The 25,733-nt window shown below is 40.4% G+C and carries 22 protein-coding genes; 17 read left to right on the top strand and 5 right to left on the bottom strand.

Annotation, left to right across the window (positions count from 1 at the left end; genetic code table 11):
• Nucleotides 1-2: 2 nt before the first annotated feature.
• The gene (gene rluF / locus ABES03_RS07900; RefSeq protein ID WP_430116636.1) at nt 3-710 is read right to left on the bottom strand and encodes a 23S rRNA pseudouridine(2604) synthase RluF; all 708 of its coding nucleotides are present in this window, start codon (nt 708-710) and stop codon (nt 3-5) included.
• Between the two features lie 200 nt (nt 711-910).
• Here rluF and ABES03_RS07895 point away from each other — a divergent pair, with 200 nt between their 5' ends.
• The 5 genes from ABES03_RS07895 (at nt 911) to ABES03_RS07875 (ending at nt 6,829) form a co-directional block, all read left to right on the top strand.
• Nucleotides 911-2,050, top strand: a complete 1,140-nt coding sequence (locus ABES03_RS07895; RefSeq protein WP_430116634.1) for a 1-propanol dehydrogenase PduQ — start codon at nt 911-913, stop codon at nt 2,048-2,050.
• A 209-nt stretch (nt 2,051-2,259) separates the two neighbouring features.
• Complete coding sequence (locus ABES03_RS07890; protein WP_430116632.1) at nt 2,260-4,011, top strand: L,D-transpeptidase family protein; 1,752 nt, start codon at nt 2,260-2,262, stop codon at nt 4,009-4,011.
• A 125-nt stretch (nt 4,012-4,136) separates the two neighbouring features.
• A complete protein-coding gene (locus tag ABES03_RS07885) occupies nt 4,137-4,586 on the top strand; it encodes a DUF3052 domain-containing protein (protein ID WP_430116629.1) in 450 nt (149 codons plus the stop codon).
• A gap of 440 nt (nt 4,587-5,026) precedes the next feature.
• Nucleotides 5,027-6,199: a ParM/StbA family protein gene (locus ABES03_RS07880; protein WP_430116627.1), complete on the top strand. Its 1,173-nt coding sequence runs from the start codon at nt 5,027-5,029 to the stop codon at nt 6,197-6,199.
• A 12-nt stretch (nt 6,200-6,211) separates the two neighbouring features.
• Entirely contained in the window at nt 6,212-6,829 is a 618-nt protein-coding gene (locus ABES03_RS07875; RefSeq protein ID WP_430116625.1) for a hypothetical protein, read from the top strand.
• Between the two features lie 54 nt (nt 6,830-6,883).
• On the opposite strand, the gene ABES03_RS07870 is transcribed toward ABES03_RS07875, so the two are convergent.
• Nucleotides 6,884-7,009, bottom strand: coding sequence for a DUF4023 domain-containing protein (locus ABES03_RS07870; RefSeq protein WP_308081715.1), 126 nt, complete (start codon nt 7,007-7,009; stop codon nt 6,884-6,886).
• A 269-nt stretch (nt 7,010-7,278) separates the two neighbouring features.
• Between ABES03_RS07870 and ABES03_RS07865 the strand changes: the two genes are divergently transcribed.
• Nucleotides 7,279-8,232, top strand: a complete 954-nt coding sequence (locus tag ABES03_RS07865; protein ID WP_430116623.1) for a phosphotransferase — start codon at nt 7,279-7,281, stop codon at nt 8,230-8,232.
• A gap of 34 nt (nt 8,233-8,266) precedes the next feature.
• Here ABES03_RS07865 and pepT read toward each other — a convergent pair whose 3' ends face one another.
• Both pepT and ABES03_RS07855 read right to left on the bottom strand, forming a co-directional pair.
• Nucleotides 8,267-9,502 carry a peptidase T gene (pepT, locus tag ABES03_RS07860; RefSeq protein WP_430116620.1) on the bottom strand — a complete coding sequence of 412 codons (1,236 nt, stop codon included), beginning with the start codon at nt 9,500-9,502 and terminating at the stop codon, nt 8,267-8,269.
• Nucleotides 9,503-9,849: 347 nt separating this feature from the next.
• Nucleotides 9,850-10,812: a nuclease-related domain-containing protein gene (locus ABES03_RS07855; RefSeq protein WP_430116619.1), complete on the bottom strand. Its 963-nt coding sequence runs from the start codon at nt 10,810-10,812 to the stop codon at nt 9,850-9,852.
• Nucleotides 10,813-11,010: 198 nt separating this feature from the next.
• Here ABES03_RS07855 and ABES03_RS07850 point away from each other — a divergent pair, with 198 nt between their 5' ends.
• From ABES03_RS07850 to ABES03_RS07820, 7 genes are all read left to right on the top strand, one after another.
• The gene (locus ABES03_RS07850) at nt 11,011-11,634 is read left to right on the top strand and encodes a TetR/AcrR family transcriptional regulator (protein WP_430116617.1); all 624 of its coding nucleotides are present in this window, start codon (nt 11,011-11,013) and stop codon (nt 11,632-11,634) included.
• A 12-nt stretch (nt 11,635-11,646) separates the two neighbouring features.
• Nucleotides 11,647-12,531 carry an ABC transporter ATP-binding protein gene (locus ABES03_RS07845; RefSeq protein ID WP_430116615.1) on the top strand — a complete coding sequence of 295 codons (885 nt, stop codon included), beginning with the start codon at nt 11,647-11,649 and terminating at the stop codon, nt 12,529-12,531.
• Nucleotides 12,532-12,537: 6 nt separating this feature from the next.
• Nucleotides 12,538-13,335: an ABC transporter permease subunit gene (locus ABES03_RS07840; protein ID WP_430116614.1), complete on the top strand. Its 798-nt coding sequence runs from the start codon at nt 12,538-12,540 to the stop codon at nt 13,333-13,335.
• A 21-nt stretch (nt 13,336-13,356) separates the two neighbouring features.
• Nucleotides 13,357-14,154, top strand: a complete 798-nt coding sequence (locus tag ABES03_RS07835; protein WP_430116612.1) for an ABC transporter permease subunit — start codon at nt 13,357-13,359, stop codon at nt 14,152-14,154.
• Nucleotides 14,155-14,229: 75 nt separating this feature from the next.
• Nucleotides 14,230-14,577 carry an ASCH domain-containing protein gene (locus tag ABES03_RS07830; protein ID WP_430116610.1) on the top strand — a complete coding sequence of 116 codons (348 nt, stop codon included), beginning with the start codon at nt 14,230-14,232 and terminating at the stop codon, nt 14,575-14,577.
• A gap of 135 nt (nt 14,578-14,712) precedes the next feature.
• Nucleotides 14,713-16,440, top strand: a complete 1,728-nt coding sequence (locus ABES03_RS07825; RefSeq protein WP_430116608.1) for an ABC transporter ATP-binding protein — start codon at nt 14,713-14,715, stop codon at nt 16,438-16,440.
• Between the two features lies 1 nt (nt 16,441).
• Complete coding sequence (locus ABES03_RS07820) at nt 16,442-18,295, top strand: ABC transporter ATP-binding protein (protein WP_430116606.1); 1,854 nt, start codon at nt 16,442-16,444, stop codon at nt 18,293-18,295.
• A gap of 70 nt (nt 18,296-18,365) precedes the next feature.
• Here the strand turns inward: ABES03_RS07820 and ABES03_RS07815 are convergent, their stop codons facing one another.
• Nucleotides 18,366-20,132: a metallophosphoesterase gene (locus ABES03_RS07815; RefSeq protein WP_430116604.1), complete on the bottom strand. Its 1,767-nt coding sequence runs from the start codon at nt 20,130-20,132 to the stop codon at nt 18,366-18,368.
• A gap of 237 nt (nt 20,133-20,369) precedes the next feature.
• Between ABES03_RS07815 and ABES03_RS07810 the strand changes: the two genes are divergently transcribed.
• From ABES03_RS07810 to ABES03_RS07795, 4 genes are all read left to right on the top strand, one after another.
• Entirely contained in the window at nt 20,370-21,041 is a 672-nt protein-coding gene (locus ABES03_RS07810) for a hypothetical protein (protein ID WP_430116603.1), read from the top strand.
• A gap of 140 nt (nt 21,042-21,181) precedes the next feature.
• Nucleotides 21,182-22,831, top strand: a complete 1,650-nt coding sequence (locus ABES03_RS07805; RefSeq protein WP_430116600.1) for a hypothetical protein — start codon at nt 21,182-21,184, stop codon at nt 22,829-22,831.
• A gap of 196 nt (nt 22,832-23,027) precedes the next feature.
• Nucleotides 23,028-24,233, top strand: coding sequence for an MFS transporter (locus ABES03_RS07800; RefSeq protein ID WP_430116598.1), 1,206 nt, complete (start codon nt 23,028-23,030; stop codon nt 24,231-24,233).
• A gap of 318 nt (nt 24,234-24,551) precedes the next feature.
• Complete coding sequence (locus tag ABES03_RS07795) at nt 24,552-25,724, top strand: ABC transporter substrate-binding protein (RefSeq protein WP_430116596.1); 1,173 nt, start codon at nt 24,552-24,554, stop codon at nt 25,722-25,724.
• Nucleotides 25,725-25,733 lie beyond the last annotated feature (9 nt).

Below are 25,733 nucleotides of genomic sequence, written 5' to 3'. Positions count from 1 at the left end.
AATTACCATTCTTTTGGTTCATAGTTAAGCTCTAGGAATAATTGATTGCGTTCTTTTTTAGATAAGTCCCGCCATTGTCCAACGGGCAAATTTCCTAAATGGATATTCATGATTCGAGTTCGCTGAAGTCTAACCACTTGGTAACCGAGAGCTGAACACATCCGTCGAATTTGGCGGTTAAGCCCTTGAGTTAAAATAATTTGAAAGACATATTTAGATAGCTGTGTCACCTTACAAGGGAGTGTTTTGGTATTTAGGATCTCTACTCCCTCAGACATCCTTTTTAAAAATTCAGGGGTAATTGGCTTGTCCACAGTGACAATATACTCTTTCTCATGTTTATTTTCCGCACGTAAAATCTCGTTGACGATATCGCCATCGTTCGTAAGCAGGATTAACCCTTCTGACTCTTTATCCAGTCGCCCAATATGAAATATTCGTAAAGGATGATTAACGAAATCAACAATATTGCCCTTTACATGCCGTTCGGTTGTACTAGTAATACCAACAGGCTTATTTAAAGCGATATATACATAATTGTTTGTGACCTTAATGGGACTGCCATCAATTCGCACATCATCTCCAGGCTCAACCTGGCTCCCGATTTGTGCCACCTTTCCATTAATGGTGATTCTCCCCTCACTAATTAATTTATCCGCTCCACGCCTTGAAGACTTTCCAGATTCACTAATAAACTTATTAATACGCATAGTACGACACACCCTTAAGTGGATAATTGTATGATTAAGAATAACGGACAATGGTTGGATTTTCAAGCTTCCCATTGGTGCCTGACACCCTCTTATACACGAAAATGTCATTTGAATCAGGTCAGACCTAATAGTATAGTAAAATTAGTAGATTAGTAATAGGAGATCCCTTATTTGACTATATTCCAAGGAGAATTTGAATGGAAGAGATATCTTTTCGAACAAAGATTTTTATTGGGGAAAATGCATTAGACCGACTCACCCAAATAACAGCGGAACGCATTTTTATTGTTACTGACCCCTTTATAGAAAAGTCTGGAATGACAGTAGAAGTGACCAAGCGACTTCAGTCTAAAGATAATGAGTATCAAATTTTCAGTGATATCGTTCCAGATCCTCCGATTGAAACAGTGGCAGCAGGAGTAAAAGTGATTCAGGAGTTCAATCCTAGTGTACTGATAGCGATTGGCGGAGGTTCAGCTATTGATGCAGCCAAGGCGATGAAAGATTTTGCGATTAGATTATCAACGCAGCAAAAGGATATGAAATTTATTGCCATTCCGACAACAAGCGGCACAGGAACAGAAGTGACGTCCTTCTCGGTTATTACGGATGAAGTAAATCATGTGAAGCATCCACTCGTTTCTGATGCTTTATTACCAGATGAGGCGATTTTAGATACCCATCTTGTTAAGTCTGTACCTCCAGCTGTTACAGCCGATACAGGAATGGATGTCTTAACCCACGCGATTGAGGCATATGTATCAACGAAGGCAAATGATTTCTCGGATGCTTTTGCAGAAAAAGCTGTTCAGCTTATTTTTGATTATTTGCCGCGCTGTTATAAGGACGGTAATGATTTAGAGGCACGGGAGAAAGTTCATCACGCTTCGTGTTTAGCAGGATTAGCTTTTAATATGGTTGGGTTAGGAATCAATCACAGTATTGCCCATGTGTGTGGTGCACAATTTCATATTCCACATGGAAGAATGAATGCGCTTTTACTGACACCTGTTATTGAATATAATGCCGGGCTGCAAGGGTTAACTCACCAATCTTTTAGTGCGGCAGCAAAAAAATATGCTCAACTAGCGAGAGTATCAGGTCTCTCAGCAGCAAACGTTCGAGTCGGTATTAATAGTCTGATTCAGCATATTAACCAATTAAAAAGAGAGCTTCAAATGCCAACGAGCTTGCGGGCATGCGGTCTGAAAAAAGAACAAGTGATGTCAGCATTGGCTGCTATCAGTGAAGCAGCATTGAAGGACGGTTGTACGGCAACCAATCCAAGAATTCCAACAAACAAAGAAATCGAAACCATCGTTGAAAAACTTTACTAATTTTTTTAAGCATCCTTACATATGGATGCTTTTTTTACTATTTTGGTCGTTTTTAACATAAAAAAACAGAATGTCGAACGATTCAAAGACTATTTTACTATTTTTTTAAAAAAATACTAAAAAACTACGGGTTCTCCTCCAAATTCTGACAAAAAAAGTAGTTCTAAAATGTTAATTTATTAGTAATTACCATTAGTGAGGAGATAGATATGAAAAAATTATCAGTCATTTTTGTACTCTTATTTAGTATCTTTTTCTTTAACCTGCCGCACTCAGAGGCTGCAAGTTCACAATTAATTATTATCAACAAGAAAACGAACACCCTAGCATTTTACGATAATGGGAAACTAGTAAAAACATTTAGGGTAGCTACAGGGAGGTCGAGAGATCTAACCCCTGAAGGGAAATTTAGGATTGTCACAAAGATTAAAAATCGTCCCTATTACACGGGAGGAATTCCTGGAGGAGACCCACGAAACCCACTGGGTGATCGATGGATGGGATTAGAAGCAAGAGGTACATATGGAACAACGTATGGTATCCATGGTAACAACAATGAAAGCTCTATTGGAAAATATGTCAGCTCCGGCTGTGTACGAATGCATAATGAAGAAGTTCGTTGGCTGTATGATCAAGTTCAACTTTATACAACAGTCATTATCACTTATTCTAGCAGCAGCTTTGACTCCATTGCCAAAGCCAATGGTTACTCTGTAAGTACAAATGGCTGGGTGTTGAATGGTGGCAAATGGTATTACTATGTGAATGGAGCAGCTAAAACAGGCTGGTTTTCCCAAGGCAGCACATGGTACTACTTTGACGGATCGGGTGTCATGAAGACTGGTTGGTTATCCTATAACGGAAAGTGGTACTATTTAGATAAAAATGGAGCCATGAAAAAGGGCTGGTTGTCTGATGGTGGAAAGTGGTACTATCTCGATTCATCTGGTGCGATGAAAACAGGCTGGATTAAGGAAAAAAATAAATGGTACTATCTTCAATCGTCAGGTGCCATGAAAATAGGCTGGCTTAAAGATGGGGATGATTGGTATTATCTTCAGACTAATGGTGTGATGAAAACAGGTTGGGCGTTAGTAAAAGGCCAATGGTACTATTTAGAAAAAAGTGGAGCCATGAAAACGGGCTGGTTAGAATTATCAGGTTCAAAGTACTTCCTAAACAGTAATGGCGCAATGATTACAGGCTGGAAGGAAATTGAAGGAAAATGGTACTATTTCAACAGCAATGGCTTAATGGCTGCAAATACAGTTATTAACGGCTATAAGCTAGGTGCTGATGGCGCATGGATTCAAGTTGAGTATGTAGCGTTAGGGGATTCCTTAGCAGCTGGTATGACTCCATTAGGAGAAGATAGTAAACCGGTAAATGGAGTGGATCCTAACTGGGGTTATCCGAACTATATCGCAGAGAACTTTACAAAGTCTTATCAATTACTTGATTTCGATAACTTAGGGGTTTCAGGTTATAAAACAGATGATGTGATTGCTGATCTAGCAAAGCCAGAGGTCCAAAAAGAAATTAAGGAAGCCACACATCTTACAATTGATATTGGGGCAAATGATCTGCTTGCAGTTCTTCCGGATATTCAAAAAAATCCTGCTGATGCACCAGTAGCGATTGGAACAATAGCAGCAAAATTAAACGGAATTTTAACCACAATCGACGGTTTAAATCCAAAGGTAAAAGTATATGTAATGGGCTATTACAACCCATTCCCATATCTTCCGGAAGCACAACAGGCACAGTTGCTTCCAATTTTAACCGGTTTTAATGGGCAAATTCAAGCGGCAGCGGTCCAACATGGTGATACTTTCGTTCCAACGGCTCAAGTCATCAATACCGCTAATTTCGCAGAATACCTGCCAAACCCACAGAATATTCACCTAAGTTTAACAGGCTATCAAGTGGTTGCAGGTGAATTCTGGAAGGTAATGCAGTAATCAGAGAATAGGATAAAGGCAAAGGCACCTTTTAATGAAGGTGCCTCTATTTTTTTCATGATGAATCAATGCATTCCTAATGCTAAAATTAATAAAGGAAAAGCAATGGAAGGGAATGAAACGACGTGTCGGTTATTAAAAAGCTGCAGTTTAAAGACCAGGGACAAGCCGTGTTAGTGATCAATGCACCAAAGGCTTACGAAGAAGTAATGGCGCTGTTCGAAGGTGAAGTACATAATAAGGCTGTAAATCCTGAGGGTTATGACTTTGTTCAAGTTTTTGGGACAAGTAATGAAGAACTCCAAGCCTTTGCTAAGAGTGTGGAAGGCAGTGTGAAGGATGATGGTTTATTTTGGCTCTGTTATCCGAAGAAATCTTCTAAGAACTATAAGGGCGCGGACTGCAGCCGTGAAACAGTCATGTATTTGCTTGCAGAGGAAGGCTACGAACCTGTAAGACATATTGCTATTGATGAGGACTGGTCCGCGCTAAGATTTCGTAAACCTGAGAAAATCAAGTCCATGAAACGGAGCTTTGCTGTAACAGAAGAAGGAAAACAACGTACAGAACATTAAAGGCCCCCTACATTTACCACTACTATGACCTAAAGCAAATAATGCTTTAGGTTTTTATTTTCTTCGCCGAAGTAATATTGGTTATGATCCTCCATTTCCATTTACGATTAGAGGGTGATGTCAATGTAATATTTGTAATAATTCAGCGCTGTTTACAAAGCTGTACACACGTATACTTTTTGTATACATTTTGTTTACAAAAGTGTTTACAAGTATACAAAGTTGTTTACTTCTATGTGTATCAACATGTGTACAGCTTTGCTTATTTTGTTTACAAAAAGGTATACTTCATTCGCGAAGTTTACATGTTGTTTACTTCTTTACACTTATATTTCTTTTCGGTCAGTCTCATTGAACAATCTATTAATCTACTTTAGCCTTATAGAAAGAAGCTAGAGTTTAAGAATAAATCTATTAAATGAAAAGGAATGATGATGTTTATGACTAAGTCCAGAGTTGCAGCAGTAGATGTTGGAAATGACTCAATTAAAGCCATTTTCGGGGAGTTAGAGTATGAATTAAATATTCCTAATATTATAGCTAGAGACACAGAGGACCGTCCTGTAATCGGGATTGAGGAACTAGATAATAAGAACCCATTAGATGGAATTCACATCAAGGTACACTCCCCTGCCCTGAAGGAGAATAATGCCATTTACCGTATTGGTCATTTAGCAACCAAAAGTAACAACGCTACTGAATTAGACCCTGGAAGCAGCAAGTCCGAGGAAGATCAAACACTCGTCATGTTGTTTGCTACTTTGGCATTGGATGCAGTAAAGGAAGGAACTCCTTTTGCTAAAACAAAAAATGTGATTGATGCGAACTATACATTAGGGACCGGTCTCCCCCTACGCGAGGTAAAGGAAGGCAAAGATGCCGGTTACCGTTCAAAACTTATAGGCTCCGTTCATCAAGTTGAATTTCTCGTAACCCCAAAATACCAAGGACTAAAGGTGAATATAAAATTTGATGAAGTAAAGGTTTATCCTGAAGGATTTGCTGCTTACATTAACCTTGTTATGGATAATAGCGGGAAAATTATCAATAAGGACTTACTTGATAAACGCATTTTAATCCAGGATATTGGTGGATTATCAACTGATATTGCCGTAATCAAAAATCGAAATGTAGATGATGATAAAGCCCAAGGGTTCAACCTAGGAGTGTCTGAATCACTAGAAGCCATTCGTGAAGAGATTCGAACGAAGCACGGGGTCGAGCTTGATAGTCGCCGCGATGTGGTAGAAATTATCACGAAGAAAAATGACCGTAACCATATTATGGTGAAAGGAAGCCGGACGAGTGTTCATGACATCACTGACCGAATTTTGCTTGATTTAGCCAAAAAGCAATACCGTGTATTACGTAATGTATGGCAGCGAAATTCCCAAACGGAAATCTGTTATTTCGTTGGAGGCGGGGCCAATGTGTTAAAAGAATATCTTAAGACATTAAATAACAACTTGGATGGCTACAACATTGATTTCTTTGAGGATGAAAAAGAAAGTATTTGGATGATGGCCAATGCGTATTACAAATTAATCATGGACTATGTGAGAAAAACGGAAAAACAACAAGCAACACCAGATAAAACACCAGTAAAAAGTTAATAAGGTGATGCTATGAAAAAAGTTGCTGCAAATGAAATAAAGAGAGGCCAAGCGATTTCCTTTCGCGTCCCCTCTGATACCCCGGAACATATTGTTAAGCATTTGCAAAAATTAAAAGAAACCGAGCGAAGAAACTTTTCCAGTAAAATTGCCGAATTCGTAATGCAGGGTGTGGGCCACTCTTATTCAAGAGAAAAAGAAACCATAACCATTCCCCTACCCCATAAATTAACGAAAGCCCAAAGGGACTGGTTAAAGCACGAGCACTCGGAAGCATTGCTGGGAAGTATACTTTTTCAGCTCATTTCGGACCCTGTACGAGCGACATCGTTACTTGCCTCTTTAAATAGCCAATCGCTGGACATTGAGGAAGCCCTATATCTTCAGGAAAAAATATTTCCCGAGAAACAACCAGATTCTTCTGTAGAAGTTGTTGGTTTTCGTGAAACTGCTGCTACTGTGGACGAGCCGCCCTCTCCGATCGATTTTAGTGATATGGATGACGATCTTAGCGAGTTTGATTGGGATAGCGCTAAAAAAGTGGAAGATCAGGTTATAGAAGATGAGAAGGATGAAGAAGAAGATATCGAAGACCTGCTTGGCGGGTTTTTGGCGAATATGAATAAGTGATGAAGCCAAGCGGCCAGACCCTGCACAGGGGTCTGGCCGTTTGCATTTATCGGATTAGTGCTGTTTATTTGGCAGCCGTTGGCTTTGATGTGCCCTACTTTGGCGTTCTTTATTTTTCTCATCTTTTTGTTGTTTTTCATGTAGGTCTTCAACGAATTCATGCGTACTTTTGTTATCCATCTGCATTATCCTCCTTTTGTAAACTGAACCATTGTTAGTGTGACCAGATGTGAAAGAATTATGTAATCAGCTGTCTCCCACCTTGATTTATATGAAAAAAATTTTGGATTGAAATGGAAAGTGGAATCATATGAATAAATAATGGGGATTTTTTACTGACAAGCAAATTTACTTGCCATGAGTGTTAGATTAACATTATATTCATAGTAGAAACGTTCTCCAAAAACAAATCTATGAAACTATTAATAGAGGAACAGGGTGGTGGGTTGATGGAGCTGCCTGCTAATATTGTCCGCGCCGACGGCACGTTAAATGATGAATTAATCTTGAGAAAAGAACCACTCTATAAAGGGATGAATGGAAGGTTTGTAGAAAGATTCTATTTGTCTCCAACGGTGAGCTATATTTTTAAACCTTTGACGAATAATGGTCAATTAGGGCAGGAGGTGTGGGTACACGAGAATGTCCTCCCCCAGTTCCCTGCTATTTTTCCTAAAATTATTCTACATACCATCAGCGAGCAGCCAGAATTAAATTGGATGATCCTGGAGGACCTTGGCACGCTTACCCACACTTTTAATGAGGAAAGTGTTTTAGGTGTGATTAAGTGGGTGGCCTGGTGGCACTCCCTCTCGATTGATAACCTTGCTCATGTTCCGTCAACAGGACTGAAGCCTCGCTTGGAAGACATTGTAACAGATGTGCTTCACATGAAACATGACTTCATGCAGCAATTGCCAGGCTTGCAATTAGACCATCGGCTGATTGAGCTAGTGTACACGACACTCGAGACATTTGAGTTTTCCAATAGCTTGGTTTTATCCCATGGAGATTTGCATGTAGGGAACTTTGCTGTTGTCGATCAGAGATTGATGGTCTTGGATTGGGAGCATACGCACTTAAATACGCCTCACTGGGATTTGTACCATGTCATTGATATGTCTCACCCTCTTTTTCCAAAGAGGATTACGCCTCAGTTTCGAAAACAAATCTTGGAAGCGTATATGGCCCAAGTTGAATTTGAAATAGACGAAGAGCAGTTCTTAAAGGAATATCATTTATTCTCTGCTGTATTCTCTGTTTGGATGCTTCATCTTATTCAAAAAGATTTAAATGCAAAGGATACCAAGTGGCCAAGAGAACTATTGGAGCGACAATTTAAAGAGACGATTTTGAGCCTTGAGCAGTGCGCTGCCGCCCTTTTCATATGTGAAAAAAGCTAACCCGTTTGTTATGATGGATTAGCTTTTTTGGATCTTATGCCTTTTGTTCGGTAAGCTTGATAATTTCAACCACTGTCTGAGTTGCTTTGATCATGTTATCGACGGAAATGAACTCAAATTTGCCGTGGAAGTTTTCGCCGCCGGTAAAAATATTCGGTGTAGGCAGTCCCATATAGGAAAGCTGTGAGCCGTCCGTACCGCCACGAATTGGTTTGGTGATTGGTTCGATGCCTAAGCTCACCATCGCTTCGTGAGCAATGTCAACGATTTCCATGACTGGTTCAATTTTTTCTTTCATGTTGTAATATTGGTCATTTAGCTCAAGGGTGATGGTGCCCTCGCCATATTTCTCTTTTAGCTCATTCACAATGCCTTCAAGAGTTGCCTTTCTAGCTTGGAAGGTTTCGCGATCATGGTCACGGATAATGTAGTTCAGCTTTGTTAGTTCGACATCACCGGTAAATGAAATCAGATGATAGAAGCCTTCGTATCCTTCAGTATGCTCTGGCGCCTCCCCTGCCGGTAGCTTACTATGTAATTCCATGGCAATTTTCATGGAGTTGACCATTTTGTTTTTGGCTGATCCTGGGTGAATGTTGTTGCCCTTAATGATAATCTTTGCTCCCGCAGCATTAAAGCTTTCGTACTCTAACTCCCCTAGCGGACCGCCGTCAACTGTGTAGGCGTGCTTCGCATTGAATGCCGCAACGTCAAACTTATGTGGCCCTCTACCAATTTCTTCGTCTGGTGTGAACGCAACGCGGACGGCACCGTGCTTGATTTCCGGATGGTTGATGAGGTACGCCATAGCTGTCATGATTTCAGTGATGCCCGCTTTGTTGTCCGCACCCAGAAGGGTTGTGCCATCTGTAGTGATTAATGTATGTCCTTTATAGGTAGGCAGGCTTGGGAAATCCTTTGGTGACATGACTACATTTAGTGCCTGATTTAAGATGATTTCACCGCCACCGTAGTTTTCGACGATCTGCGGGTTGACATTTTTTCCAGTGAAGTCGGTGGCTGTATCGACGTGTGCAAGGAAGCCAATGGTCGGTACTGTTGCCTTCTCAGTGTTGGCAGGTAAGGTCGCCATCACGTAGGCGTTCTCGTCGATTGTTACGTCCTGCATGCCGATGGATTTTAATTCATTGACGAGCATCTGGGCTAATGTCCATTGCCCCTCTGTCGATGGACAGGTCTCGCTGCTCTCATCGGATTGTGTGTTGATTTTTACATAGGAAGTAAATCTTTCAATAAGCTCATTTTTCAATTCACTGCACTCCCCTTTTTAAGTATGATTCTAGGTTATCATACCACTTTCTGGGAGGGGTTACATCAAATCAAAACAAGTGTGGCGGTCCAGACTAGGTGCTGCGATCTTTAATTGGCGGATGGTGTGCTCCAATCAGCGGATAACGTGCTCCAATCAGCGCAAAGCGATCTCATTGGCGGATGGCGAGTTGCAATTGGCGGATAACGTGCTCCAATCAGCGGATAACGAGTTTTAATCAGCGCAAAGCGATCTCATTGGCGGATAGGGTGTCTCAATTAGCGGATAACGTGCTCCAATCAGCGGATAACACACTTCAATCAGCGCACATCCTCTAAAATAGGTAACTAAGGTTTCTTAATAAGTTTACTAGGATCTATCCTATATAAACGGTATCTGTTTTTCCCTTCAGGCGTTAGATCCATGCTCTGCAAAATACGTTTGGCTGTGTCAATATCATCCACCCCCAAAAACTCCCTGCACTCCCTATTCGTGATCGTCCTCTTAAAAATCAAAAACCACTCCCTTAGGTTTCGCTCGTGGGCCAGGTGATCAGTTGCCTCACAAAAAGGGCAATACCAAGTTCGGGGAAGCTTCACCATCCCTATCCTGCCGCATACTCCACACCTTACTCCTGGTTTAAAATTCTTCAACGGAATCCTATACGCTTCAGAAATGGGCTTTGGGATAAAAGGTTGGTGACTTTGGAGAAGTTCAGCTGAAAGCCAGTGGAATGTGTCAGGATCTAACCTCTTTCCTTGCTGTGGAAGACTTCGAATATAAGCAGGAAGCAAGTTGGGGAATAACAGTGTGGTCTTCGCTGGAGGAACCGAAACGATTTGTTTTGGATAAGCCAGGACCACCGACCCGTAAATAGGGAGACGAACATTCCTCCCTCGCAGCCACGTCCCCAATAAATCCTGATTACGCTCTAGTTGAACAACTGGGCTCTCGAACCCATCCTGATGCCCATCCTCCCTCGTTCGAATCAACTGTGGAGGATTATCCTTGAACTCCAGGACCCCACTAATATTCTTCACTTCTAAAACCACACCATACCAAGGAGTCAAAGCAACAGTGTCCATTTGGAATTTTTCATCTGATGAGGGAGACAAATCGTGGAATAAGTGGTTGGTGAATGAAAAAGAGTATCGGTGAAAAATCTCAGCAACCCGCTCCTCTCCACCAATGCCAGCCTCTACCGCAGCTTGTTTGGCTGATAAAACAGGAAGCATAGAATGGCTGGCAGTTAAACGGCTCTGAGCGGCAACTAGCCCTTCGAGTGTTAATGAGTGATCTCTATTCTTCATACAAATGATACGTCACCTCCATAAAAAATAAACCCTACCCCATGCATCGTACCACTGCCATACACTTCATACTATGCCTACCACAATAAATACAAATTTTTGTAAAAAATAATGGTTGACCACCATTGACCACCTGAGTCAACGGAAGTAGAATGTAATTGACTCCAGTGGTCAACGTGTTACAAGGAGGACGCACATATGTATTCCAAATTTCTCAATCTTGATTCAGAAAAACAAAACCGAATTATTAATGCCGCCATCCAAGAATTTGCTCAGAAGGGATATAGCATTGCTTCAACCAATGAAATCGTGAAGGAAGCAGGCATTTCAAAGGGGTTACTGTTTCATTATTTTCAGAACAAAAAGCAGCTGTTTCTCTTTTTATTCGATTCTTGCGTGGAACTCATCACAGATGACTTTTACAAAAAAATTGACTTATCGGAAACAGACTTCTTTCAGAGAATCCGCCAGTCTGTTTTAATCAAAATGGAACTCCTAGCCCAATACCCAAACATCTTTAAATTCGTCGAAAAAGCGTATTTGGATGACTCGGCTGACATCCAAACGGAAATGCAAAAGAAAATCAGAGAACTAAATCATATCAATATCGGAAAAATTTACGAAGGCATTGACATTTCCAAGTTTAGAGACGACATTGATATCCAAAAAATCTTTAAGATTATCACCTGGACCTTTGAAAAATTGAGTGACGAGGAGCTATATAAAGCGAAGCTGTTACCTAATTATGAAATCGATTATCAAAAGGTCCAAAAGGAAGCAGAAGAATATTTTGAAATACTAATTAAGTGCTTTTATAAATAGGGGGCTGTAACGATGAATGTGATTGAAATTAATAATCTGACAAAGATGTATGGCAAATCACGAGGTATCACCGATATTAGCTTTCATGTGGAGGAGGGTGAAATTTTTGGCTTCATTGGACCCAACGGTGCGGGAAAGTCAACCACCATCCGAACACTGCTGTCGCTGATTTATCCAACCAGCGGCAGTGCGACCATCTTTGGGAAGGATTGCATTAAGTTTGCCCCGGAAATAAAACGGGAAATTGGCTATCTTCCATCAGAGGTTTTTTACTATGACAATATGAAAGTAAAAGATCTATTAAACTATTCAGCTAGTTTTTATAAAAAGGATTGCAGTAAGAGAATCAAAGAATTAGCCGAGATTATGAACCTAGACCTTAATAAAAAAATCGATGACCTATCCTTAGGAAACAAAAAGAAGGTGGGGATTGTACAGGGGCTGCTCCATGAGCCAAAACTCATCATCTTAGACGAACCAACAAGCGGCCTCGACCCGTTGATGCAGCAAAAGTTCTTTGAATTACTGGAGGAAGAAAATAAAAAGGGTGCGACGATTCTGTTTTCCTCACATATCCTCAGTGAAGTTCAGAGACTATGTAATCGAGTCGCTATCATTAAAGAAGGCAAAATCGTAACAGTCGAAAAGATTAGTACCTTAAAGGAAAATACCTACAAAAAGTTTAAAGTTGAAACAAAAGTCCAACAGGATCCTGCTTATTTTACTATCAGTGGCGTGAATAATTTAACCGTAAAGGACCATGTGACGAGCTTTATTTTTAAAGGAAATATTAATACCATCATGAAAAAGATAGCGGATATTGAGATTGTGAATCTTTGGATAGAAGAGCCAGACCTTGAGGAGATCTTTATGCATTACTATGAAAAGGAGGCGTAAGGAACGATGAATATCTTTTTCCATGAATTAAAAGCCTATCGGAAGTCGACGATTATTTGGACGGTATCGTTAATTCTGGTTACCCTGCTGTTCATGTCTATGTTCCCTGCGTTTGCGCGTGATGCAGAGGAATTCAAGAAGCTTTTGGAAGGTTATCCTGAAGGGGTAAGGAAAGCAATCGGGTTGAATTTGGAAAATTTGTTTTCCATTCTCGGATTCTATTGTTATGCCTTATCGTTTATCACCCTTTGCGGTGCCATTCAGGCTATGAATCTCGGAACGTCCATTATCAGCAAGGAGGTACGTGAAAAAACGGCTGACTTCCTGTTAACGAAGCCAGTTACAAGGACAACGATTGTAACCTCTAAGCTGTTGGCAGCCTTCTCGTCCCTCGTCCTAACGAATATAGTGTATATTGCGGCTGCGGCAATCATTGCATCGCAGGTGAAGACGGAGGATTTCAGCTTAAAACTACTAATCTTGCTTTCACTTACCGTCTTTTTTATTCAACTGATTTTTTTAGCAATTGGTATCATTATTTCTGTTGTCGTTCCTAAGATTAAATCTGTGTTGACGGTATCTCTTAGCACCGTGTTTGCCTTCTATTTTTTAGGCATGCTTAGTGCGACTTCGGGAGAGGAAGGAAAACGGTATCTTTCCCCTTTTAAATATTTTGACACGGCCTATATTTTGAAACATTCAGGATATGAAACATCATTTATGATCACTGGATTGATTGTAGTTGTGGCGGCCATCGGAGCGAGTTATTTTGTTTATACCAAAAAGGATATCCATGCTGTTTAAGGTAAATGGAGGGGTTAACTCATGAATATTTATCGAAAAGAATTGAAATCTCACCGAAAATCGCTCATCTTTTGGTGCATTGGAGTCATCCTCATGGTGGCATCAGGTATGAATAAATACTCTAGTTTGTATTCGTCAGGGCAATCGATGAATGACTTGATGGGAGATATGCCTAAGTCAATGCAAGCCATCATGGGGGTCGGGGCCTTTGATTTATCCAAGGCAAGTGGGTATTATGGCATGCTGTTTTTATATTTGGTCTTGATGGCAACCATTCATGCAGCGATGCTGGGAGCTACCATTATTGCAAAAGAGGAACGGGATAAAACCTCGGAGTTTTTATTTGTCAAACCCGTATCGAGGGAAAAGATCATTACCGCTAAGCTGCTGGCAGCATTAACGAATATCGTTATTTTTAATCTTGTAACGTATGCTTCTTCGGTGATCATCGTCGGAAAGGTCAGTGACGGCGAAAAGATAAACGGAGATATCGCTATAACAATGCTGGGAATGTTTATTTTACAGCTGCTGTTTATGATGATTGGCAGCACCATCTCTGCCTTTAAAAAGCAGCCAAAAACAGCGGCTTCCGTAGCTACAGCCATTCTTTTGCTTACATTTGTTCTATCGGTTGTCATTGATTTAAATGAGGATCTGGACGTGCTTAAATACCTGACCCCTTTTAAATATTTCGAAGCAAAGCATATGATGGTTGGTGAGGGGCTGGAGGCTGTATCTGTTGTTTTATCACTCATTATCACTGCGGTCCTTACTTATGGTACATTTGCTTTTTATAAAAAAAGAGATTTAAACGGGTAAAACTCTCCCTTCCTTTTATTAATTTATCAATAGTGTTAATATAAGAAAATGAAATGGTAAAAGGAGGATAAATTGATGACACAGAATGATAATCAAACATTACCGCCAAAGAGTTGTTCCGTTGACCGTTTAGTGACAATGGAAGAAGACGTAAAAAAGGTTTTAGCAGGAGAAAAGACAGCGACACGCAGAAATGGAAGATACGCTGATCCAGGTGAAATTATGACCCTAGAAGGCCGCCAATTCGTGGTTGATAAGGTTTACTCACAAAGCTTAGGTGAACTAACAGACGAGGATGCTCACCGCGAGGGCTTCAACAATGTGGAAGAATACAAACAATCCATCCTAAGCATCCACCCAGGAATGCCATGGCTGCCGCAAATGCGCGTATGGGTTCACGAATTCAGCCCAGTTCAAGAATAATATGATTAAACGAGAGACTGACATTCCAGTCTCTTTTTTTATCCCAATATTTCTAGAGTCTAATTATTTGTTTATTAAAGGAGAACAAAACTATAATAGCTTTATTAAAGTTGGCTGACATGTTGGGGTGGAATCATGAAGTTTCTGTCAAAATACGTAAAGAAATACTGGAAAACCTTTTGCTTAGCAGTGTTATTTCTCACCTTTGAGGCGATCAGCGACCTGATGCAGCCGACGATTATGGCAAAGATTATTGATGAAGGTGTAGCAAATCGAGACCTTCACTATGTGTTAAAAATGGGCGGGCTGATGCTATTGATCACGGCGTTCGGTGCTGTCAGTGCATCAACAAGAAGTGTATTAGCGAGCATCGTTTCGCAAAGCTTTGGAACAGAGTTAAGGTCCGACTTATTTAAAAAAATCCAAACCCTTGCTTTTAGAAACCTCGATAAGTTTGACCGCGCGTCCTTAATTACCCGTCTGACAAACGATGTAACACAGGTGCAGGTATTTGTGAATGGGTTGATGCGCATATTTGTTAAAGCTCCGCTTTTAGCCATCGGAGGCTTAATTATGGCGACACGGCTGAACCTGCATTTATCAGTGGTATTAGCGGTTGTTGTACCGATTGTAGCACTATTGATTATTCTGAACCTGCGATTGGGATTTCCGCTTTTTTTAAAAGTACAACAGGCATTGGACCGGGTTAATTCCGTTATGAGAGAGTACTTATCTGGTGTTCGCGTGGTAAAGGCATTCAATCGTTTTGATGTGGAAATTGGTAAATTTGCCAAAGCAAATGACCATTTTAAGGATCAATCCATCGCCGCAAGCCGCCTCATGGCTACGTTTAGTCCGGCTATTATGCTGACAGTGAATATAGGGATTGTTGTCGTCCTTTGGATCGGCGGATTAGGTGTTGATTCCGGTGAGATTCAGGTAGGACATATCATTGCTTTTACAAACTATATGACACAAATCTTATTTTCCTTGATGATGATCTCTATGGTTTTCAATATGTTTGTCCGGGCAAAAGCATCCGCAGGAAGAATTGACGAGGTGTTTTTACTAGAAGAATCCTTTACATGGGATCAAGAAGGTAGTCAACTGCCTGTGGAAAAAGGAAGAATTGATTTTGAAGGTGTCACCTTTGCTTACGAAGGGACCAAAGGTGAACCGATTCTAAAAGCTATTCATCTTACCATTCATCCTGGAGAGACGGTTGGAATCATCGGTTCAACCGGTTCAGGGAAAAGTACCCTGGTCAACCTGATTCCTCGCTTTTATGATGTTACTGGTGGGACGATTAAAGTAGATGGTGTAGACATTAAACGGGTGAGCCCCAAGGCATTGCGAGAGAAAATCGCGATTGTCCCTCAGAAAAACATCTTATTTTCAGGGAGTATAGCTGAAAACCTTCGCTGGGGCAAAGAGGATGCTACCGGGGAGGAAATGGAAACGGCAGCGACGATGGCGGGTGCTCATGACTTTATTGCGGCATCCCCTGAAGGCTACGAAACGAGAATTGGCCAGGGCGGGGTAAATTTTTCCGGCGGGCAGAAACAGCGGATTTCGATTGCACGAGCCCTAATCAAACAGCCCGAGATTTTAATTCTGGATGATAGTACAAGTGCGGTTGACGTGGCAACAGAAGCGAAAATCAAAGCCGCATTGAAGAAGTATGCTAAAGGTCTTACCTGCTTGCTCATTGCTCAGCGAATTACGTCCATTATGGATGCCGATAAAATTGTCGTTCTAGATAATGGCGAACTTGTCGGTGTGGGGACCCATCAGGAATTGATCGGAACGTGTAAAGTGTATCAAGAAATCTACCAGTCACAAATCGGCAAGGAGGGGTTGTAGAATGTCACAAGGAAATGAACAAACCGGGAACAGTGCCCCTACCCCGCCGCCGATTCGACCAGTTGGTGTAGGCGGTGGCCATCGCCGCGGTCCTGTGGTCAAGCCAAAGAATTTCAAAGGAACATTGAAACGACTTTGGGAGTACTTTGGGAACGAGCGGAAAATGCTTACCCTAATTTTTACTTTTATCCTAATTGATTCAGTCTTGATGCTCCTTGCCCCCTTTCTGATTGGAAAAGCCGTGGATGCCATGACACTAAGGTCTGGGAAAGTAGATTTTAGCCTACTTGAAGTGATAATTATTGTGCTTATCTTTGCGTATGTCGGGGATGCCCTCCTCACTTTTTCACAAGGCTGGCTGATGGCTGAAGTGGCTCAACGAGTGGTGAAACGTTTGAGGGCCTCACTGTTTGGAAAGCTGCAAAAGCTGCCCGTCTCCTTCTTCGACTCCAGGACGCACGGCGAGCTAATGAGCAGACTTTCCAATGATGTCGATAATGTGAGTAATACCATTTCCCAGTCAACGACACAGCTCATGTCGGGTCTAATGATTATCACTGGGTCCTTGATTATGATGTTAATTTTGAGTCCCTTGTTAACGGTAGCTAGTTTACTAACAGTTCCGCTTGTTTTCTTGTTGACAAGAACAATTGCGAAAAGAACCAGTGTTTTATTTAAAAATCAACAAATACAGCTTGGTAGGTTAAATGGTCATATCGAGGAGACAATTTCAGGAATTGAAGTCGTCAAAGCCTTTAATCATGAGGAAAAGGTGATTGAGGAGTTTGATGACGTTAATGAAAAGCTTCGTGCGGTGGGCTTAAAAGCTCAGATTTGGTCGGGCTTCCTTATGCCTATTATGAACGTCATCAACAATCTTGGGTTTGCCATCGTGGCTGTGATTGGCGGTGTTCTTGCTGTGAAAAGCCTGATTACGATTGGAGCGATTGCCAGCTTCATCACCTATTCAAGGCAATTTGTTAGACCATTAAATGACCTAGCTAATATTTTTAATATCCTACAGTCAGGTGTGGCGGGGGCTGAACGTGTGTTTGAGGTTATGGATGAGCAAGAGGAGCCTAAAGATCTACCAACTGCAGTGCCATTAGAGAACCCAAGGGGACATGTGGTATTTGAAAATGTCAGCTTTGGGTATCGGCCTGATGTTCTTATTTTAAAAAATGTCAGCTTTGAAGCTCAGATTGGCAGCAGTACAGCCTTGGTTGGACCAACGGGTGCAGGCAAAACAACCATTGTGAATCTGCTAACCCGATTTTACGATGTGACGAGTGGAAGAATCCTCCTTGATGGCCGGGATATTCGTGAATATACAAGAGATAGCCTAAGGAAATGCTTTGGGTTTGTGCTGCAGGATACGTATTTGTTTTCTGGCACGATTAAGGAAAATATTAAGTATGGGAAACCGGATGCAACGGATGAAGAAGTGGAGCAGGCAGCCAAAATGGCGAATGCGGATGCCTTTATTAAACGTTTACCGAATCAGTATAAAACGGTTCTCTCAGAAAATGGCGGAAATTTGAGTCAAGGGCAGCGGCAATTATTGGCGATTGCAAGAGTGATCCTAGCTAAGCCATCGCTACTCATTTTAGATGAAGCGACAAGTAGTATTGATACGAGAACAGAACTCCATATACAAGCGGCCTTGTTATCTTTGATGGAGAATCGAACCAGCTTTATCATTGCCCACCGCTTGAATACTATTCGCGATGCCGATACCATCATGGTAATTGATCATGGTGAGATTATTGAAAAAGGCAGCCATGATGAACAATTAAAGGCACAAGGTAGATACCATCAAATGTTTTATAACCAGTTTAAAAATGTAGAGGGATAGGCGCCGCAATTAGACTATTCACAAAGTTATTCGGACCAAAGAGGCTGACTTATTTGTCAGCCTCTTTCATTTATTGTATCCATGTTCCACTTGACGCAAAGTAATACCACTTTCCAGCCATAGAATACCAATTGGTCACCATGGTGCCATCATTCTTAAGGTAATACCATTTATTCCCCAGGGCTAGCCACCCTGTTTTCATGGCTCCTGAACTATCTAGATAGTACCAGTTATTATTATTGTAAAGCCACCCTGTTTTCATGGCACCATTTGTATTAAGGAAGTACCATTTGTGCCCACTGAAGAGCCACCCTGTTTTCATGGCACCACTTGGTTCTAAATAATACCAAGCGCTTCCTTCCTTTACCCAGCCTGTTTTCATCCTACCGTTTGTATCAAAGTCATACCAGCGGCCATTAATGAATACCCAACCAGTTTTCATAGCTCCCGTTGAATCAAAGTAATACCAGTGGTTCTGGTCCAACATCCATCCAACATGTTTAGTCCCTTCACTTGTATAGTAATACCAGATATGGTCCTTTTGGTACCAACCTAATAAAGGGTTGGTGGTCACAGTAACTTTTATAGGATTTGTACTTATGTTTTCATAGGCGTCCATGGCGTAGATTTCGTAGAGATGAGCCGAATCTGGAGCTAAATTGTTTAGAGTAACAGACACTTTTTCATCGGGCTGCCAAAATCTTGAATAAACCGTTTGAATGACTTGCCCAGCTTCTTTGATGGTATAGCGGTCAACCACTGAATCATCTTCCGCTTGATTCCACGAAAGCGTACAACTTGTTGTCCCCAAATTTGATACAGCTAGACCTGAATTACCTGTAAAGGATGGGTTTGTGATATCTTTAGGTGCTTCTCGATATGGAATAGGGATGGAGACCGTCCGAATCCAAGTATCATTACTGAATTCACGAGCCATCAGTTCCACGCGATCATCATATACATTGACTAAGTATCCTTGAGAAAGGTTAGATACGATGCCTCCTTCATACCAGGTGTACTGCACAGAACTGGTATTAACCATAGTAAAGCCATCTTGATAGATACTCTTTGGATGATTTAATAGAAAATGAGAATGTCCTGAAAACAGGATTACTTGAGGATATTTTTGTAAAATAGCTAGTAATCTTTCGCTATCTAATCCTGCACCCCAATTAATACTTCCATACACGGTATTAGTAATAGGCTGATGTAAAAAAACAAAAATAGGTTTGTTGCTAGACGCATTAATCGCCAGGGTTTGTTCTAGCCACTCGTACTGTTGGTCAGAAATATAGGCCCAATCCCTTGCCTGTGGATTGGGGCTAGAGGCAAGTAACGATCTAGGTGAAAGTTCCCCAGCTAAGGAGATGAAATGATAGCCTTTAATCCACTTATCATAATAAATGTTAGGAAGGGACTCATTGGTATAGTTCATGAATCTAGCTTGCAGCATTTCGTCCGTTAATGGAGAGTTTTTATCTAGGTCGGATTCGAAATATTCATGATTGCCCATGGATAGCAGCTGCTCGGCAGATGGATTTTTATAGGTTTGAAGGATTTGGTTAAAGAGTCGATAGTCAGGATCTAGTCCGCTATTCGTCATGTCTCCCACAATAGCAATGGCATCATAATCAGGGGCAACGCCCATCAGGTCAGTTAATGCCTGCTTAAAATGATTGTTTGGTTTATTGTTATCAATATGTACATCACTCATAACGGCCATTTGAAGGTTTGGCGGCTCTTCTTCCATTGCTTTTGCAGGAATGCCTGGTGCCCAAAGAGTGATGAAAACGGCAGTTAATCCTGCTCCAAATAGTTGTTTGAATCCTCTTTTCATATGAATCCTCGTTTCTTCTCTCAAAAAACATGTTAATTGTTTTAGAGGTTACTTCCTTCTCTATTTATCTAGTAGTTAAATATATAGATAAAAATGCCTACTCGTCAATAAAAACAGTGAGAATTAGAGTGAAAAATGTCGTAAAATTTTCCAGTTTGTAAAAAATTTGTCGCTCAAATACCAAATTATGATAATGTAGATATGAATATTTTAATGAAAAACAAAGGTGGAACGATTGTGAAAAAATGGAAGGTTTTTTTAAGTATCTTTGTTTTAGTGTTAGCCACCGGTGGCGGAGCCCTTTATTATTTTCTAAATGTAAAGGAATATAAAACAGCTGATACAAAAGTAGAAGAAATTGTGAAAAGTGATTACCAGATTCAATTACCTGATGAAAATAGCACGGTAGATCCGACCCGAGGCGAAGAAAATATTGGCCAAAGTACGAATCAAACAGGTGAAAATGCTAGTGCAGCAACAGCGGTAGCTAATAAGACGAATGCTGTTTCTACTAGCAACAAGCCAGCATCAGCCGTTGTAAAACCAAAAAAATTAACAGTAGCTGACATCATGGCAAAGTATCAACCGGTATTTGAAAACCTTGAAGGTCAGGCAGATGGTAAGCTGAATAATCTCCTCTCCTATGCATTTAGTGAATATCAATCAAAGAAGGCAAATGGAGAAGATATTTCTTACTTCTACTTTTATTCAAAATATACGGGTGCAGCAAAGAATCTCGAGGCTGCTACCGATAATTCATTTTACTATATTTATAATGCTCTTGTAAAAGAATTGGAAAATTCAGGCTACAGTGCTAAGGTGGCTGCCCCGATTAAAAGCCATTATGTGAGTGTGAAAAGCCAAAGAAGAAGTACGCTTATGAATCAAGCAATGTCACATATTAATTAATATTGTTTTTAAATAGGATAAATAGTCTAAAATTATTGTCATATATGGTATTTTTATGTAAAATAATAGTATTATTTCTTTAGTTCGCTAGCAAGCTAGCAGATTTTTGAAAAATACATAGATTCGTCAGGAGGATTATATTGAAGAAAGTTCTAGCAATTACAAGTCTTCTTTTCTTGTTATTGGTAGCAGTACTTCCGCAGAATGCAGTACAAGCTGCTTCTACGTATAGTGCAACTGTTACTATTAGTGGAAAAGAATACAAGGTTAACAGTAGTAGCAACCAAATCGTTGTTAATATTGATGATCTGGAAAAACAGTATAATTTAAAAGAAACAGACAAGGTGGAGAAGATTTCCATCGAGACTCCAAATGGAGCAAAAACAATCACAGCTAATGATGTTGCTGGAGCATTATTGTTTCCAGAAGAAGCTCTTCCGATTGTAAATAATAAAGTGGAATTTTCAGTAGCAGACCTTTTGGGTGAAGTAGATTCACAGCAAGATGGTGTAGCTCTTAGCACAGTGCGTGAGTTCTTGTTCCCTGTGAACAACAAAGTTATGGGTCAAGCAGTAGTTGATTTTGGTACTAAGCAGGAAAATTTAAATTTAGAGTTAAGTGCAACTAAACTATTAAATGTTTCTAAAGGTACACCTGTTAACGTAAACAGCTTCTCATTAACTGTTGATGGGAAAGTATTAAATGCAACAAAAACAGGCACAAACAAGTTTAATGTAAACTTAGCTGGTTTTGATTATGATGCGTTGCTTCAATCAATCGAATTGAATTCTAATACAGCAACAACTGTATCAATCTTCTCAAGATCATCTGCTTTTTATTCTGATCTATCAGATGTAAAGTTTGTTAATCACGTAGCAACATTAGATGAAGAGAAAGTAATTAACTGGGCAGCGAGACTTGGTGTTACTGTTCCGGAAGAAGCTGCTACTATGCTTCCAGTTGTTATGTTAAATGGAGTTCTTAGCAGTGCAGGTATTACAACTTTGAATGGTGTCGTTGCAGACGATAACGGGAATCAATCTCCATTCTCTGTAACTATCAGCAACTTTGGTTGGGCACAAATTGACGGTGTATGGTATTACTTTAATACAACAGGTGATAAAGTAACTGGCTGGAATTACATCAGCGGTAACTGGTATTTCTTTAATAAATCAGGTGCAATGGTAACTGGTTGGGTGAAAGATGGCAAGTGGTATTTCCTTGATAATTCAGGTGCAATGCAAACTGGCTGGGTAAACGATGACGGTAAGTGGTACTTCCTTGACAAATCAGGTGCAATGCAAACTGGATGGGTAAAAGTTGGAGGCAAGTGGTACTTCCTTGACAAAAAGTCTGGTGCAATGGTAACTGGTCTATTAAAAGAAGGTAAGACGAATTATATTCTTGGAAATAGTGGTGCATGGGTAACTGGTAACACTTGGGTGAAAGATGGAAACAATTGGTACTATCTAACAAATAGTTCAGCTAAACTAGGTTGGGTTAAGTCTGGTAAAAACTGGTACTATCTATATCCAACTACTGGTAAGATGGTAACAGGCTGGACAAAAGTTAATGGTGTTTGGTACTTCATGTCAGCTAACGGCGATATGTTAACTGGCTGGGTAAAAGTCGATGGCAAATGGTACTATTTAAAAGCTAGCGGTGCAATGGCTACTGGCTGGGTGAAAGTATCTAACAAGTGGTATTACCTATACAGTAACGGTGTAATGGCTGCTGATACCGTAATCAACGGTTATAAGTTAGGTAAAGACGGAGCTTGGATTAAATAATTACTAGAGTAAGAGAGAGTGCTTGATGCATTCTCTCTTATTTTTTTGTAGAGAATTGTTCCCTTTTGTATTTTTAGTGGTGACAACTGTAAAGACACCTGTTAGAATACAGTTGATTACTAGATTACATTTTATACCTAAATAAATATGATTTGGGGAATAATGTAAGTGCAGGTATTAACATAGGGGGAACAATATGAAAAACAAAAAAGAAATATCAGAAAGAAGGCTGCTCGGAATCGCCGGGATGGGCTGGATGTTTGATGCCATGGATGTGGGGATGCTTTCCTTCATTATTGCTGCCTTAAAGGTGGAATGGGAGTTAACACCTGAACAAATGGGCTGGATTGGGAGCATTAACTCGATTGGTATGGCTGTTGGGGCACTTATCTTTGGCTTAATGGCTGACCGAATTGGAAGGAAAAATGTTTTTATTATTACCTTATTGTTATTTTCAGTCGGTAGTGGAGCATCCGCATTTGCTTCCACATTAGCTGTCTTTTTAGTGTTTAGGTTTATAATTGGTGCGGGGTTGGGCGGGGAGCTTCCAGTAGCCTCTACTCTCGTATCAGAAAGTGTCGCCGTTGAAAAACGTGGCAGGATTGTTGTACTGTTGGAAAGCTTTTGGGCAGGCGGTTGGTTGATTGCAGCCATCATTTCGTATTTCGTAATTCCAAAGTTTGGCTGGCAGGTAGCTTTATTTATTAGCGCTCTTCCTGCTTTCTATGCACTTTATTTGCGAATGGGTCTACCGGACTCCCCCCGTTTTGAAGCAATGAAGAAAACGGAAAAAATATCTGCTTGGCAGAGCTTTACTAAACTATGGTCTAAAGAATATGGACGCCAAACAGCTATGTTATGGATTGTCTGGTTTTGTGTGGTCTTCTCTTATTATGGAATGTTTTTATGGCTGCCAAGTGTTATGGTCATGAAAGGATTTAGCTTAATTAAAAGCTTTGAATATGTCTTGATCATGACAATTGCTCAATTACCAGGTTATTTTACAGCAGCCTGGTTTATTGAAAAATTTGGTCGTAAGTTTGTATTAGTTGTTTATTTAGTTGGAACGGCCGTTAGTGCGTACTTCTTTGGAACAGCCGAGTCGACGGCACTGTTAATGACAGCGGGCATTCTGTTATCCTTCTTTAACCTCGGGGCTTGGGGTGGTCTGTACGCGTATTCTCCAGAACAATACCCAACGGTTATTCGTGGAACAGGAACAGGAATGGCAGCTTCCTTTGGACGAATTGGCGGCGTTTTAGGACCATTGTTAGTAGGAAATCTCGTTGCACAAAAAGTATCGATTTCCACGATCTTTACAATCTTCTGTATTTCAATCCTTATTGGTGCATTGGCCGTTTTCGTTTTGGGAAAGGAAACCAAAAAGAAAGAATTAGTATAATAATTAGAAGAAGGAGATTCCCTTACAGGAATCTCTTTTTCACTTTAGCAGAGGAAAGAATCATATTTAGACAAAATAATTCATTTGCTGCTTTACTTTCAATTTAAAAGTAATTTTCTATCCACTTTACTGAAATAAAGCCTTTAAGGACAGGAACGGATTAATTTTCTTTATTTTCAAAATTATTTTAAAATAATGGACTTTACTACTAGACGAACCTCCAAATATTATGTACAATGTTTTCAGAATATTATCTTTATTGCAAACAGTAGCATAACTATCTTGGGAAAATTTTTTAAAAAAACAGGGGGTAAAGCCATGAGAAAGAAAAAATTAGCTGGTGTTTTTATGTCATTTATGGTAGCTGCAGGCGTAATGGCAGGATGTAACTCTACTACTAGTGGTGATGGTGGAGGAGATACAATTAAAATTGGAGCCAACCTTGAGCTGTCAGGCGGAGTAGCTTCTTACGGTCAATCAGAAAAAGAAGGTATCGATCTTGCGATTGAAGAAATCAATAAAAAAGGCATTGATGGTAAGAAACTAAAACTTGTTACGTTTGACAATAAATCAGAGGCATCAGAAGCAACAAGTGGTGCACTTAAATTGGCCACACAAGACAAGGTTGCAGCGATTATCGGAGCGGCAACAAGCACAAATACGCTTGCACAAGTACAAATTGCACAGGACAATAAGATTCCATTAATTACGCCAACAGGTACAAACCCTACTATTACAAATAAAGATGGAAAAGTAAGTGACTTTGTTTTCCGTACATGCTTTATTGACCCATTCCAAGGTACGGTTGCAGCGAACTTTGCAGCAAAAGAATTGAAGGTGAAGAATGCGGCGATCCTTATTGACAGCTCAAGTGACTATGCAAAAGGACTTGCAGATGCGTTCAAGAAGGCATTTAAGGCAAATGGTGGGAAAATTGTAAAAGAAGAAGCATACGTGGCAAAGGATACAGATTTCCATGCTACTTTAACAAATATCAAAGCGGCGAATCCAGAATATGTCTTCATTCCTGGTTACTATGAAGAAGTGGGCCTAATCATTAAGCAAGCTCGCGAAATTGGTCTAAATGTACCACTTATGGGTGGAGACGGCTGGGATTCTCCTACTCTAGTAAAAATTGCTGGCGGCGCGGATCCATTAAAGAATACGTTTATTACTAACCACTATTCATCAGGTGATAGTGACAAGAAGGTACAAGACTTTGTTACTGCATTCAAAGCGAAATATGATGGCAAATCACCAGATGCCTTCAACGCTTTAGGCTATGATACTGTGTACTTTATTGCGGATGCTATTAAGCGCGCAGGAAGCAGTGATTCTAAGAAAATTCAGAAGGCACTTGCAGAAACAGATGGACTTGAGCTTGTATCAGGAAAGATGAAGCTTGATAAAAATCACGATCCAATCAAGGCTGCTGTTATCCTTGAATACGTAAATGGTGAACAACAATTTAAAGTAAAGGTAAATCCTTAATCAATTTTA

The sequence above is a fragment of the Neobacillus rhizosphaerae genome (assembly GCF_050477885.1).
In the GTDB taxonomy this organism is placed as follows: Bacteria; Bacillota; Bacilli; order Bacillales; family Cytobacillaceae; genus Neobacillus; species Neobacillus rhizosphaerae_A.
The sequence above is the reverse complement of the archived record's forward strand: the minus strand, read 5'-3'. Positions and strand labels throughout refer to the sequence as shown.

What these genes read in the sequence shown, in the direction of transcription:
- ABES03_RS07890 (WP_430116632.1), top strand. Translation starts at nt 2,260, where the DNA reads ATGAAAAAATTATCAGTCATTTTTGTACTCTTATTTAGTATCTTTTTC.
- ABES03_RS07855 (WP_430116619.1), bottom strand. Translation starts at nt 10,812, where the DNA reads ATGAAGAATAGAGATCACTCATTAACACTCGAAGGGCTAGTTGCCGCT.
- ABES03_RS07825 (WP_430116608.1), top strand. Translation starts at nt 14,713, where the DNA reads ATGAAGTTTCTGTCAAAATACGTAAAGAAATACTGGAAAACCTTTTGC.
- ABES03_RS07870 (WP_308081715.1), bottom strand. Translation starts at nt 7,009, where the DNA reads ATGGATAACAAAAGTACGCATGAATTCGTTGAAGACCTACATGAAAAA.
- ABES03_RS07880 (WP_430116627.1), top strand. Translation starts at nt 5,027, where the DNA reads ATGACTAAGTCCAGAGTTGCAGCAGTAGATGTTGGAAATGACTCAATT.
- ABES03_RS07795 (WP_430116596.1), top strand. Translation starts at nt 24,552, where the DNA reads ATGAGAAAGAAAAAATTAGCTGGTGTTTTTATGTCATTTATGGTAGCT.
- ABES03_RS07850 (WP_430116617.1), top strand. Translation starts at nt 11,011, where the DNA reads ATGTATTCCAAATTTCTCAATCTTGATTCAGAAAAACAAAACCGAATT.
- ABES03_RS07800 (WP_430116598.1), top strand. Translation starts at nt 23,028, where the DNA reads ATGAAAAACAAAAAAGAAATATCAGAAAGAAGGCTGCTCGGAATCGCC.
- ABES03_RS07845 (WP_430116615.1), top strand. Translation starts at nt 11,647, where the DNA reads ATGAATGTGATTGAAATTAATAATCTGACAAAGATGTATGGCAAATCA.
- ABES03_RS07875 (WP_430116625.1), top strand. Translation starts at nt 6,212, where the DNA reads ATGAAAAAAGTTGCTGCAAATGAAATAAAGAGAGGCCAAGCGATTTCC.
- ABES03_RS07895 (WP_430116634.1), top strand. Translation starts at nt 911, where the DNA reads ATGGAAGAGATATCTTTTCGAACAAAGATTTTTATTGGGGAAAATGCA.
- ABES03_RS07830 (WP_430116610.1), top strand. Translation starts at nt 14,230, where the DNA reads ATGACACAGAATGATAATCAAACATTACCGCCAAAGAGTTGTTCCGTT.
- ABES03_RS07820 (WP_430116606.1), top strand. Translation starts at nt 16,442, where the DNA reads ATGTCACAAGGAAATGAACAAACCGGGAACAGTGCCCCTACCCCGCCG.
- rluF (WP_430116636.1), bottom strand. Translation starts at nt 710, where the DNA reads ATGCGTATTAATAAGTTTATTAGTGAATCTGGAAAGTCTTCAAGGCGT.
- ABES03_RS07840 (WP_430116614.1), top strand. Translation starts at nt 12,538, where the DNA reads ATGAATATCTTTTTCCATGAATTAAAAGCCTATCGGAAGTCGACGATT.
- ABES03_RS07815 (WP_430116604.1), bottom strand. Translation starts at nt 20,132, where the DNA reads ATGAAAAGAGGATTCAAACAACTATTTGGAGCAGGATTAACTGCCGTT.
- ABES03_RS07865 (WP_430116623.1), top strand. Translation starts at nt 7,279, where the DNA reads ATGGAGCTGCCTGCTAATATTGTCCGCGCCGACGGCACGTTAAATGAT.
- ABES03_RS07835 (WP_430116612.1), top strand. Translation starts at nt 13,357, where the DNA reads ATGAATATTTATCGAAAAGAATTGAAATCTCACCGAAAATCGCTCATC.